Source organism: Streptomyces sp. NBC_00466, assembly GCF_041433995.1.
In the GTDB taxonomy this organism is placed as follows: domain Bacteria; phylum Actinomycetota; class Actinomycetes; order Streptomycetales; family Streptomycetaceae; genus Streptomyces.
The window spans coordinates 3,334,250-3,346,723 of record NZ_CP107896.1 but is presented as its reverse complement, the minus strand read 5'-3'; the positions used below and the strand labels follow the sequence as shown (position 1 = coordinate 3,346,723).

Sequence of the window (12,474 nt, the reverse complement as noted above, 5' to 3'; positions counted from 1 at the left end):
CACAGCACTTGGGACGTTCCTCCATGCACAGCACGACACGCAGCACGTACAAGAAGTCGCTGACGGCCGCCGCCCTCGCGGTGGCGGCCGCCTTCTCCCTCGCGGCCTGCGGCAGCGACAACGGCAGCAGCTCCGGCAAGAGCCCGGTGGCCGATGTCTCCGGCCAGAACAAGACGCAGGCAGCGACGGTGCTCGACACCCCGTTCACGAAGCCGGACTTCGTCCTCACGGACACGCACGGCAAGAAGTTCGACTTCCGCAAGGAGACGAAGGGCAAGCCGACGCTGATCTACTTCGGCTACACGCACTGCCCCGACATCTGCCCGCTGACCATGGGCAACATCGCCGTGGCCAAGAAGGCGCTGCCCGAGGCCGAGCAGAAGAAGCTCCAGGTCGTCTTCGTCACCACCGACCCGGCCCGCGACACCCCGTCCGAGCTCGGCAAGTGGCTGAAGGCGCAGGACCCGTCGTTCATCGGGCTCACCGGCGACTTCAAGACGATCCAGGCGGGGGCCCGCCAGATCGGCATCGGTATCTCCCCGACCAAGAAGGAGAAGGACGGCACGATCGTCTCGATGCACGGGGCGCAGGTCATCGCCTTCTCGCCGAAGACGGACAAGGGCTACCTCCTGTACGGCGAGGACGCCACCGTCAAGGACTACACGAAGGACCTCCCGAAGATCGTCAAGGGTGAGAAGCCGTGAGCCGGCGTACGCGGGCGACCGCCGTGTGCGCCATAGCCGCCGCTGCGGCTCTGGCGCTGGCCGGCTGTTCCTCGTCCGGATCGGATTCGGGGTCGGGCTCGGGGTCCGGTTCGGGGTCGGGCTCGGGCTCCGGCTCGGCCGACAACCGCGCCGGCGGCAAGCCCGAGCTGAAGGTCACCGAGTCCTTCATGCCCGAGCCGGTCGGCGGCAGCGGGATGGCCGCGGGGTTCGTGACCGTGACCAACAGCGGTGCCACCGCGGACCGGCTCACCTCCGTCACCAGCGGACTCTCCGACGACATCACCATGCACACGACCAAGAACCAGCAGATGCTCGCGGTGAAGTCGCTCCCGGTCCCCGCCCACGGCGAACTGGACCTGGAGCGCGGCGGAAACCACCTCATGTTCATGCACCTCAAGAAGCAGCCCAAGCGCGGCCAGAAGGTGGCCGTGGAGCTGCACTTCGCGAAGGGCGGCGTGCTCAAGGCCGAACTTCCCGTCAAACAGCCCACCTACAACCCGCAGCACAGTTGAGGAGCTGACACCATGACGGCGACCACCGCTCCACCGCGCTCCGGTCTTCCGCTCGTACGGCTGCTGCTCGTCGCGGCGGCGGTCCTCGGCGCACTGTTCGCCGCGGCCGCCCCCGCCTCCGCGCACGCCGCGCTGCTCGGAAGCAACCCGAAAGCCGGAACGGTGGTCGCCAAGGCTCCGGCGGACGTCGCGCTCACCTTCTCCGAACAGGTCGCCATGGACAACAAGTCCATCCGCGTCCTCGACCCGAAGGGCAAGCGCTCCGACACCGCCAGACTCCGCAACCTCTCCAAGGGCAGCACCGTCATCTACGGTGTCGACCTGCGCCCCGGCCTCGCGAAGGGCACGTACACCGTCGCCTGGCAGGCCATCTCCGCCGACAGCCACCCCGTTTCGGGGGCCTTCACCTTCTCCATCGGCGCCCCGTCCAAGACCACCGTGTCCGCCACCGGCGAGAAGGTCGGCGGCGGACTCGTCGGTGTCCTCTACGGCGCCGCGCGCTACGCCTCCTACGCCGGATTCATCGTCCTGGTCGGCGGCGCCGCCTTCGTCGTCGCCTGCTGGCAGCGCGGGGCGAACGAACGGCCGCTGCAACGGCTCGTCGTACGCGGCTGGCTGACGCTGACCGCTGCCACCCTCGTCCTTCTGCTGCTCAGGGCCCCCTACACCGGCTCCGGGCACCTCGCGGACGTCTTCGACCTGAGCGCGCTCAAGGGCGTACTCCAGACCAAACCCGGCGCCGCGCTCGTCTCCAGACTGCTGCTGCTCGGCGCTTCCGCGGTCTTCGTCGCCGTCCTCTTCGGGGCGTACGCCCGGCGTACGGCCTCCGCGGAGCCGGAAGCGGCGAAGGAACGGAAGGACCTCACCTTCGGTCTGGGCCTCGGGGGGACCGTCGTCGCCGCCGGGATCGCCGCCACCTGGGCGCTCACCGAGCACGCGTCGGTCGGCCTCCAGCCCGGGATCGCGATGCCGGTCGACATCGTGCATCTGCTCGCGGTCGCCGTCTGGCTCGGCGGTCTTGCCGCGCTGCTCGTCGCCCTGTTCCGTACTCCGTCCATCGAACGCGCCGCCGTGCAGCGGTTCTCCCGTATCGCCTTCACAGCCGTCTGCACCCTGGCGGCGACCGGCCTCTACCAGTCATGGCGGCAGGTCGGCTCCTGGTCCGCACTGTTCGGTACGGGGTACGGGCAGCTGCTCATGGTCAAGGTGGGGCTCGTCGCGGTGGTCGTCTGCATCGCGTTCTTCTCACGGCGCTGGACGGCGCGGCTCTCGGAGACGGCTGTGGGTGAAGCTGCGACTGGTGAAGCTGCTGTTGGTGAAGCTGCTGTTGCTGCTGAGGGCAGCGCCACCGGCACCGCAGAGCAGGAACAGGAACAGGAACAGGTCACCGTCCCCGCCGATCCGCAGCGCGCCGCCCAGCTCGCCCGGCAGCAGGCTGCCAGGACCGTGGTGCGCGAGAAGCGGGTACGGGACGCCGACCCGCACCGCACCGGGCTCCGGAAGTCGGTGCTCGCCGAGACCGTGGTCGCCGTGGCACTGCTGGCCGTGACGACGGTCCTGACGACCACCGAGCCGGGCAGGACCGAGGAGGAAGCCGGACGGAACTCCTCCTCATCCGCCGCGGCGACGGTGCCTTCGGGGCCGGTCGACATCACCCTCCCGTTCGACACGGGCGGCCCCAAGGGCAAGGGGACGGTGGCCCTCGAACTCACCCCGGGCCGCAGTGGCTCCAACCAACTGCACCTCTTCGTGAACACTCCCGCGGGCAAGCCGTACGACGTCCCCGAGGTGAGGATCGCCCTCACCCTCAAGGCGAAGAAGATCGGGCCGCTGCCCGTCGTCCCCGACCACCTGTTCACCGGACACTGGAGCGCGGACGGCGTCCAGATCCCGATGGCGGGCAAGTGGGACGTCGCGGTGACCGTGCGGACCTCCGACATCGACGAGACCACCGTGAACAAGACGGTGGAGATCGGCTGACCAGCAATGAACGACATCTCCAGGAGGCGGCTGCTCGGGACCGCGGGCGCTGTGGGCGCGGGCGGTCTCGTGGTGGGCGCCGCCGGCGGAGCCGCGGCGCACGCGGCAGCCGAGTCGGCTCCGGCGACCGCGCTGACGACTGTCGGCTCGACCGAGGTGGCCTTCCACAGCCCGGGGAAGACCAGCGGTTCCACCCGGTCCGCGCACCAGGCGGGCATCATCACTCCCGCCCAGTCCACCGGGTATCTGATCGCCTTCGACCTGGCAGCCGGCGCCGGCCGTACCCAGGCCGCTGCGCTGCTGCGCCGCTGGTCGGCGAGTACGCAGCGGATGATGGCGGGCGAGCCGACTGCCGACGACACCGGAATCGCGCTCGACGCGGGTCCGTCCTCCCTCACGGTCACCTTCGGCTTCGGACGGTCCTTCTTCGGCCGTACGGGACTGACCGTGCAGCGCCCCACCCAGCTCGACCCGCTGCCGGACTTCTCCTCCGACCACCTGGACGCCCGGCGCAGCAACGGCGATCTGTGGGTGCAGATCGGCGCCGACGACCCGCTCGTCGCCTTCCACGCTCTGCGCGCACTCCAGAACGAGGCGGGTTCGGCGGCCCGGGTCCGCTGGCAGATGAACGGTTTCAACCGTTCGCCCGGCGCGACCGCCAAGCCGATGACCACCCGCAATCTGATGGGCCAGATCGACGGGACGGGGAACCCCAAACCCTCGGACAGCGACTTCGACCGGCGCATCTTCGTCCCTGCGGCCGGCGGCAAGGGCGCCGGCGCGCAGCCGGAGTGGATGGCGGGCGGCTCGTACGCCGTCGTACGCCGGATCCGGATGCTCCTCGACGACTGGGAGAAGCTCCCGCTGGGAAAACAGGAGCAGGTGATCGGGCGGCGGAAGAAGGACGGCGCCCCGCTGACAGGAGGCACCGAGACGACCGCCATGAATCTGACCAAGGTCGGCCCGGACGGCAAGTTCGTCATCCCCGACAACGCCCATGCCCGGATCTCGGCCCCCGAACAGAACGGCGGTGCCGCGCTGCTGCGGCGCACCTTCTCGTACCACGACGGGATCGGCCAGGACGGCACACCGGACGCCGGGCTGCTCTTCGTCTGCTGGCAGGCCGATCCGGCACAGGGCTTCGTACCGGTGCAGCGGAAGCTGGACCGCGGCGACGCACTGTCCACGTTCATCCGGCACGAGGCCAGCGGACTCTTCGCGGTACCTGGCGCGGCCGGGCCCGGCGAGTACGTGGGCCAGCGCCTCCTCGAAGGCCACTGAGCACAGGACCCGCGGCCGGGCGCTGAGCGGTACGCGGTGGCCGGCGCCGAGCGGTACGCGGTGGCGGGGCGCCGACAGGCCGGTACCCGGTGGCTCCTGTCCGGCGCCCCCGGACGCGGGGCGTTCGGCCCATTAGGGTGACCGTATGTCAGCCACTCGCTTCACCTATCTGGGCCCCGAAGGCACGTTCACCGAGGCGGCCCTGCGCACGCTCCCCGAGGCCGCCACCCGCGAACTCGTCCCGATGGTGTCCGTACCGGCCGCGCTCGACGCGGTACGGACGGGGGAGGCCGCAGCTGCGCTCGTACCGATCGAGAACTCCGTCGAGGGCGGCGTCACGGCGACCCTCGACGAACTGTCGGGCGGCGAGCCGCTGATGATCTACCGCGAGGTGCTGCTGCCCATCGCCTTCGCGCTGCTGGTGCGGCCCGGCACGAAGCTGAGCGAGGTGAAGACGGTGACGGGACACCCCGTCGCCCAGCCCCAGGTACGGAACTGGCTGCGGGCCAACCTCCCCGAAGCGGTGTGGGAGTCGTCCGCTTCCAACGCGGACGGCGCACGGCTCGTGCAGGAAGGCCGGTACGACGCGGCCTTCGCCGGTGAGTTCGCCGCCGCCACGTACGGGCTCGAACCGCTGATCACCGAGATCCACGACGCGCAGAACGCCGAGACGCGCTTCGTCCTGGTGGGGCGCCCCGCCCGGCCCGCGGCACCGACCGGCGCCGACAAGACATCGGTGGTCGTCTGGCAGCGCGAGGACCACCCCGGTGCACTGCTCGAAATCCTTCAGGAGTTCGCGGTGCGGGGGGTCAACCTGATGCTGCTCCAGTCCCGGCCGACGGGCGAGGGCATCGGCAACTACTGCTTCGCCATCGACGCCGAGGGCCATATCTCGGACCGCCGGGTGGGCGAGGCGCTCATGGGGCTCAAGCGGAGCTGCCCGGAGGTGCGGTTCCTCGGCTCGTACCCGCGGGCCGGGGTGACGGCGCAGGACGTGCGGGCACTGCGGTCCGGCACATCGGACGCGGAGTTCGTGGCGGCGTCGGACTGGCTGGCGCGCAGCGAGGACGGCCGGGCCTGACCTGGGCCTGACCCGGGTGCCTGATCTGGGCCTGAACGGGCCTGGACGGGCCTGATGTCGGCGTACGTGAACGCCGGACGTGGCTGCTGGACGTGGCTGCTGGACGTCACCGTCGTAGGTGGCTGCTGGAGGTGACCGCCGTACGTGCCCCGAACGTCATGGTCATACGTAATCGCCGCGCGTAATCGTCGTACGTCCTGATTTCCGCACTCCGGAAAAGTTATCCACAGGTCCTGTCTCGACCTGGGGACAAGTCGACAGGGCAAGCCGACATGGTCGACAAATCGGCCTAGTGACGGCACTTCCGTCCACAGTTCAGCAGGTGGGGAGCTGTCACCCCAATTCCGCCGATCAACCCTTCAGAGCGATCAATTCCCACCTGAATGAGCTTGCAGAGGGGGTTTGAAGGGGAAATCCCAGCAAACAGTCGGTTGACTGTGGGGCTTTCGGAACCATCTCCTTCGCCATCCACAGATTTCCCACACAGCCTGTGGATAACTAATCCGAGCTGTGGATCCCTGTGGACAAGCGAGCCCAAGTCCCGCCCGGCGCAAGGGAAATGAGTCAACGGTTTCACCCGGAATGCTTCGTTCCGGGGAATCGGTCACCTTTATTGACCTCCGGCCGGCGAGGGGCACACAGCGCCGTCGCCGGGATATCCCGCCCCGCTCCACCATTCCATAGATAGTGCATCAATCCGGACAAAGCGTCACTGGAGATGCAGCACAGTGAATATCAAGTCGAGTACGGGAAGCGGGCAACGGTAGCCTGGTGGGGTGATTGACCTTCGCCTGCTCCGTGAGGACCCCGACCGTGTTCGCGCCTCCCAGCGCGCCCGTGGAGAGGACGTCGCCCTCGTCGACGCCCTGCTCTCCGCCGACGAGCGGCGCAGGTCGTCCGGACTCCGGTTCGACGAACTCCGCTCCGAGCAGAAGACGCTCGGCAAGCTGATCCCCAAGGCCTCGGGAGACGAGAAGGCCGAGCTGCTCAAGAAGACGGGGCAGCTCTCGGCCGCCGTCAAGGCGGCCGACGCCGAGCAGAACGAGGCCGACGAGGAGACCAAGCGCCTGCTGCTCCAGCTCGGCAACCTGGTCCACCCCGACGTCCCGGTCGGCGGCGAGGAGGACTTCACCGTCCTGGAGACGCACGGGACCATCCGCGATTTCGCGGCCGAGGGCTTCGAACCCAAGGACCACCTGGAGCTCGGTGAGTCCCTGCGGGCCATCGACACGGAGCGCGGCGCGAAGGTCTCGGGCTCACGCTTCTACTACATGACGGGCATCGGCGCACTGCTCGAACTGGCGCTGGTCAACGCGGCGATCGCGCAGGCCACCGAGGCCGGGTTCATCCCGATGCTGACACCGGCGCTGGTCCGCCCGCGCGCCATGGAGGGCACGGGCTTCCTCGGCCAGGCCGCCGAGAACGTCTACCACCTGGAGAAGGACGACTACTACCTGGTCGGCACCTCCGAGGTCCCGCTCGCCGCGTACCACATGGACGAGATCATCGACGCCGCTGAACTGCCGCTGCGGTACGCGGGGTTCTCCCCCAGCTACCGCCGCGAGGCCGGCACGTACGGGAAGGACACCCGGGGCATTTTCCGGGTGCACCAGTTCAACAAGGTCGAGATGTTCTCGTACGTGCACCCCGACGACGCGGCCGCCGAGCACCAGCGGCTCCTGGAGTGGGAGAAGCAGTGGCTGACCAGCCTTGAGCTGCCCTTCCAGGTGATCGACGTGGCGACCGGCGACCTGGGGGCGTCGGCCTCCAGGAAGTTCGACTGCGAAGCGTGGATCCCGACGCAGGGCAAGTACCGCGAGCTGACGTCGGCGTCCAACTGCGACGGCTTCCAGGCGCGGCGCCTGTCGGTCCGGATGCGCGACGGCAAGAAGGTCCAGCCGCTGTCGACGCTCAACGGCACGCTCTGCGCCGTACCGCGCACCATCGTGGCGATCCTGGAGAACCACCAGCTCGCCGACGGCTCGGTCCGGGTCCCGCCGGTGCTGCGGCCCTACCTCGGCGGACGAGAGACTCTGGAGCCCGCGTCCAAGTGACGACCCCCGTGCTGCCCTACCGGCTGATCGCCACGGACCTCGACGGCACGCTGCTGCGTGACGACGGTTCGGTCTCCGAGCGCACCCGCGCCGCACTCGCCGCGGTGACCGCGGCGGGGGCGGCGCACATCATCGTCACGGGCCGGGCGGTTCCATGGACCCGGCACATCCTCGACAGCCTCGGTTACGAGGGCCTCGCGGTGTGTGCGCAGGGGGCGCAGGTCTACCACGCGGGTGAGCACCGGCTGCTCACCTCCGTCACCCTGGACCGCAGGCTGGCCGCTGTCGCGCTCGCCAAGATCGAGACGGAGACCGGTCCGCTGGCGCTGGCCGCGAGCCGGGACGGCCTCGACGGCGAGGTGGTGGTGAGTGCGGACTACCGGGTGAATGAAGGGCCGCTCCCCGTGGCGCGGTTCAACCACCGGGACGAGCTGTGGTCCGCGCCGATCAACAAGGTCTACATACAGCACCCGGAGTTGGGCGACGACGCGCTGGCGGAGATCGCACGGCAGTCCGTCGGGAACCTGGTGGACGTGGTCATGGCGGGTGAGGGCGTGGTCGAGATCCTGCCGCTCGGGTTGAGCAAGGCGACGGGTCTGTCGCTGGCGGCCCGGCGCCTGAAGCTCACGGCCGCGGACACGATCGCCTTCGGGGACATGCCCAACGACATCCCGATGTTCGGCTGGGCTGCGCACGGGGTGGCGATGGCCAACGCCCATAGCTCCCTGAAGGCCGTGGCGGACGAGATCACCACGTCCAACGAGGACGACGGCATCGCCGTGGTGCTGGAACGGCTGCTCCAGGGCTGAACGGCTGGGTGGCTGAGCGGCTAGGGGGCTGACCGGCTGGGCGGGGCGTCGGCTGGCCGGGTGATCGGGTGGCCGCCGTAGTGACCGGCTGGCCGGGTGACCGGCAGAACAAATGGGCGACCGGTCGGGTGACCCTCAGCTCTATGAAGTCAGTTGTAGGATGACTGGGCAACCGGGTGACCCGGACACCACGCCAGACGAACATGGGGCGACGAGATGGCACTGCGCGCGGCAGGACGGCACTCCCTCGTGGACACCGTCGTCCAACAACTGCGGGACCAGCTGACCGACGGGGAGTGGTCAGTGGGCGACCGCATTCCCACCGAGCACGACCTCGCCGAGCAGCTCGGCGTGGGACGTAACACCGTCCGCGAGGCGGTACGCGTCCTGGTGCACGCCGGGCTCCTGGAGTCCCGCCAGGGCAACGGCACCTTCGTGCGCTCCACCGCCGACCCCTCCGCTGTGCTCCGCACGATGGGCCACGCGGGTGTGCTGGACATCCTGGAGCTGCGGGTCGCCCTGGAGACGGAGGCCGCCAGGCTGGCAGCCGTCCGCAGGGACGCGGCGGACCTCGACTGGCTGCGGGAAGCCCTCGGGGACCTCCACGAGCACGGCGACCGGGCGGCCGACGCCGACCTCGCCTTCCACCTGGGGGTGGTCGAGGCCACGCACAACGCCACGTTCGCCGAGGTCTACCGCTTCTTCTCGACCCAGATACACGAATCCCTGGTCACCGCCCTCGGCGACCAGCAGATGCCGCCGATCGACCTCACCGCCCACGAGGCGCTGGTCGACGCGGTCGAGAGCGGTGACCCGGCAGCGGCGGAACAGGCTGCCCGCGCACTGCTCCAGGTACCGATAGACGTCGTCCGCCGACTGGTGGGCCGCTGACCAGGCACCTCACCCGCACCACCGCCCACAACCACCGACACACGAACAGAAACGCTGAGAGGTGCCCGACGTGTCCCGCCCGGACCTGGAACAACTGCTTCCCGACGCGGAGGCCGACGTCCGGCCGTCCCGTGAAGGGGCCGCCGCACGGCGCGCTCTGATCGCGCACCCCGCGGTGCTGTTCATCGGCATCGTGCTGGCCTCGCTCAACATGCGGGCGGCGCTGGCGAGCGTGTCACCTCTCATCGGCGAGATCAGCAGCACGTTCGGCCTCTCGTCGACAGCGTCGAGCCTGGTCACCTCCGTGCCGGTGCTGTTCCTCGGAGTGGGCGCGATGATCGCCCCCTGGCTGGCCCGCCGCTTCGGTACCGAAGCGGTTCTGCTGTGCGCGCTGATCCTGCTCGGCGTCGGCATTCTCGTGCGGGTTCTGCCGTCCGTGTTCGCCCTGTACGGCGGCGGAGTGCTGGCCGGCACCGCGATAGCCCTGCTGAACGTCCTGATGCCAGGGCTGATCAAGCGGGACTTCCCGGACCGGGCCGCGTCGATGACCTCGGTCTACACGGGCGCGATGATCGGCGGCGCCACCCTCTGCGCAGCGGCCTCGGTCCCGCTGGAGAAGGCGTTCGGAAACAGCTGGCAGGCCTCGCTGGCCTGCTGGTCGCTGCTTGCCGCGGTCGCCGCCGTGGCGTGGCTGCCGCAGGTGCTGATCACCCGCGGCCGTACCGGCCACGAGGTGCGCGTCACTCCGGCGGGTGCGGGACCGGCCAGGAGCATCTGGCGCTCGGCGCTGGCCTGGCAGGTCACGCTGTTCATGGGCCTTCAGTCGCTCTGGTCGTACGTGCTGATCGCCTGGATGCCGACGATCTTCACCGACCACGGGATGAGCCGTTCGACAGCGGGCGTGATCTTCGCGTTCAACAACCTGGTCCAGGTCGCCGGGGCCTTCGGCGTACCCCTGCTGGCCGGCCGCATGCGCAGTCAGCGCCCGCTGATCGTGCTGGTCACCTCGATGGTGGCTGTCGGCTACGCGGGCCTGATGATCGCCCCGGTGTCGGGTGCCTGGCTGTGGTCGGCGGTGCTGGGTGTCGGGCAGGGCGGCGCGGTGGGGCTGGCCCTGACGCTGATCGTGCTGCGGTCGGGCGACGCGCAGACGGCGGCGCGGCTGTCCGGGATGGCGCAGACGGTCGGCTACCTCCTCGCCGCGGTCGGCCCGCTGACGGCCGGCGCCGTGTACCAGGCGACGGGCAGCTGGACCCTGCCGATCGCCCTGGTGCTCGGGGTATGTGCGGCGGCCCTGGTGGTGGGCCTGCTCGCTGCCCGGGACAGGAAGGTCCAGGCCGCCGGGTGAGCGCGGACGCGTGACTTGTACGACTGTCAGGTCGTTGGTCAGTGCGCGTGGAGGCAACTGGGGTTCGAGGCGACGAGAGCGCGTGAAGTCGGGGAGTGCCGGTGCCGAGGCGGAAGCCGGGCCGGTCATTGAGTACGTGGCGTAGATGAGCGGATCTCCACCCCTGAAGCCCGGGGAGAGGGCCGTCACTGTCATGCACCGAATGACCATGAACGGCAGGCTCATCCATGCCAACCGAAATCGCCCTGCTCGAATCGCGCGCGCTGCGCGCAGACCATCTGGGGCGCGTCGACGTCCTGGACAAGGTCAAGGCATTGCAGTTGCTACCGGACGGACTGCACGTCACCACGGACGGTGTCGCGCAGTACTTCGGTGTCCACAGGGAGGCTGTGCACAGCATCGTCCGGCGCCATCGTGACGAGCTGGCGAGCAGTGGATTGTTCACTCTTACCGGCGATGAGCTGCGGGAACATGAAGTGGTCGTTTTGACCACCTCATCCCGCGGTGAAGCGAAAAGTTATCCACAGGGGTTGGTTCGCCTCCGTCTCTTCCCCCGCCGCGCTGTCCTCAACATCGCCATGCTCCTGCGCGACAGCGAAGTCGCCCGTCGTGTGACGGGCTACCTCCTCGACACCGAGGAGCAGCACCGGGCGCCGGTGTCGGACCCCCGTTTCGACGGGCTCGACCGCCGCGTCACACAGCTGGAGTCCGCGATGAGCGAGGTCGGCCCCGCGCTGCGGGAGCTGGGCCCCGTACTGGCCCGGATGTCGGACCGCCTGGAGGCGCTGGACCGACGGCTCGACGCCACGAACCGTGTCGTCGGTGCCATGAGCGTACGGCTGTCGGATCTCAGCGAGGACATGGCTGAGGTCAAGCGCCGACTGCCGCACCCGGCAGACCAGGCGCCGCAGCAATGCCGGCAGCGCCGACGTCGTCGCCGGCGCTGAAAGCCCTGCGCGGGGAGAGCCCCACCGAGGAAAAGCCCCGAGGAAGCCCGATAAAGGGGCCGGGGGCGGGAGCGACGGCACCCCGTCGCTCCCGCCCCCGGCCCCCAGGTCTCACTCCTCGCCGGCCAGCGTCAGCCGTCGCAGTTTCTGGCCCGCGTACCAGGTGGCGAGCACGGTGACTCCCGCCAGCAGCACCACGGCCAGAGGCAGTCCGACGTCCGAGCTGACCGCACCCGGCGCGCCGATCTTCTCCGCCAGGGCGAGCGACCACTGCTGGATGCTCAGCGTGCGCGCACCCGGTACCAGGTTGCCGAACAGGCCCTCCCAGACCAGGGCGTAGACCAGCCCCGCGACCACCGCGTGCCGGGTGACCGTGCCCAGGAGCAGGAAGACCGCGGCGTACGCGATGGACGCGACCAGCGCGGCGACCATGTAGGCGATCGCGATCTGCTGGCCGTTACCGTTGAGGATCAGGCCCGCGATGAGGGTCGGAATCGCGGAGAACGCCATCGTCACGGCGATCGCCACGATGAGTTTCGTGAAGATGATCGTGGGGCGCTTCACCGGTTTGGCCAGCAGATAGACGATCGAACCGTCGTCGATCTCCGGGCCGATCGCACCCGTACCCGCGATGACGCCGATCAGCGGCACCATCGTGGCCATGGCGAACCCGCCGAGCACATCGGCGGCGACCTGGTCGTCGGCGCCGCTGAAGGTGCGTACCGCGGCGGCGATCACGATCAGCAGCGCGGGCAGCACGAAGAGGATCGCGGCCCGGCGGCGACCGAGCAGGGCCCGGTAGGTGAGCCGGGCGACTGTGGGGTTGTACATGGGCGTCACAGCTCC

11 protein-coding genes are annotated in these 12,474 nt (G+C 69.5%); 10 read left to right on the top strand and 1 reads right to left on the bottom strand.

Annotated elements, in window-relative coordinates; genetic code table 11:
* Positions 1 to 23 precede the first annotated feature (23 nt).
* From OG210_RS14810 to OG210_RS14765, 10 genes are all read left to right on the top strand, one after another.
* A complete protein-coding gene (locus OG210_RS14810) occupies positions 24 to 704 on the top strand; it encodes an SCO family protein (RefSeq protein WP_328328810.1) in 681 nt (226 codons plus the stop codon).
* Positions 701 to 1,237, top strand: a complete 537-nt coding sequence (locus tag OG210_RS14805; RefSeq protein ID WP_328328812.1) for a copper chaperone PCu(A)C — start codon at positions 701 to 703, stop codon at positions 1,235 to 1,237. The genes OG210_RS14810 and OG210_RS14805 overlap by 4 nt, the downstream gene beginning before the upstream one ends.
* Before the next feature lie 12 nt (positions 1,238 to 1,249).
* Positions 1,250 to 3,217 (top strand): copper resistance protein CopC, encoded by a 1,968-nt coding sequence (locus tag OG210_RS14800; RefSeq protein ID WP_328328814.1) that lies wholly within the window; start codon positions 1,250 to 1,252, stop codon positions 3,215 to 3,217.
* 6 nt (positions 3,218 to 3,223) lie between these two features.
* The gene (efeB, locus tag OG210_RS14795; protein WP_328328816.1) at positions 3,224 to 4,498 is read left to right on the top strand and encodes an iron uptake transporter deferrochelatase/peroxidase subunit; all 1,275 of its coding nucleotides are present in this window, start codon (positions 3,224 to 3,226) and stop codon (positions 4,496 to 4,498) included.
* Positions 4,499 to 4,643: 145 nt separating this feature from the next.
* On the top strand, positions 4,644 to 5,579 hold the full coding sequence (gene pheA / locus OG210_RS14790; protein ID WP_328328818.1) for a prephenate dehydratase: 936 nt from the start codon (positions 4,644 to 4,646) through the stop codon (positions 5,577 to 5,579).
* A gap of 776 nt (positions 5,580 to 6,355) precedes the next feature.
* On the top strand, positions 6,356 to 7,633 hold the full coding sequence (gene serS, locus OG210_RS14785) for a serine--tRNA ligase (protein WP_328328820.1): 1,278 nt from the start codon (positions 6,356 to 6,358) through the stop codon (positions 7,631 to 7,633).
* Positions 7,630 to 8,442, top strand: coding sequence for an HAD family hydrolase (locus tag OG210_RS14780; protein WP_371536930.1), 813 nt, complete (start codon positions 7,630 to 7,632; stop codon positions 8,440 to 8,442). Before serS ends, OG210_RS14780 begins: the two co-directional genes overlap by 4 nt.
* Positions 8,443 to 8,658: 216 nt before the next feature.
* Positions 8,659 to 9,333, top strand: coding sequence for a FadR/GntR family transcriptional regulator (locus OG210_RS14775; RefSeq protein ID WP_371536927.1), 675 nt, complete (start codon positions 8,659 to 8,661; stop codon positions 9,331 to 9,333).
* Between the two features lie 70 nt (positions 9,334 to 9,403).
* Positions 9,404 to 10,681 (top strand): CynX/NimT family MFS transporter, encoded by a 1,278-nt coding sequence (locus OG210_RS14770; protein ID WP_371536924.1) that lies wholly within the window; start codon positions 9,404 to 9,406, stop codon positions 10,679 to 10,681.
* Positions 10,682 to 10,908: 227 nt separating this feature from the next.
* Positions 10,909 to 11,628, top strand: a complete 720-nt coding sequence (locus tag OG210_RS14765) for a hypothetical protein (protein WP_371536920.1) — start codon at positions 10,909 to 10,911, stop codon at positions 11,626 to 11,628.
* A gap of 111 nt (positions 11,629 to 11,739) precedes the next feature.
* On the opposite strand, the gene OG210_RS14760 is transcribed toward OG210_RS14765, so the two are convergent.
* On the bottom strand, positions 11,740 to 12,459 hold the full coding sequence (locus OG210_RS14760; RefSeq protein ID WP_328328831.1) for an ABC transporter permease: 720 nt from the start codon (positions 12,457 to 12,459) through the stop codon (positions 11,740 to 11,742).
* Positions 12,460 to 12,474: the final 15 nt, after the last annotated feature.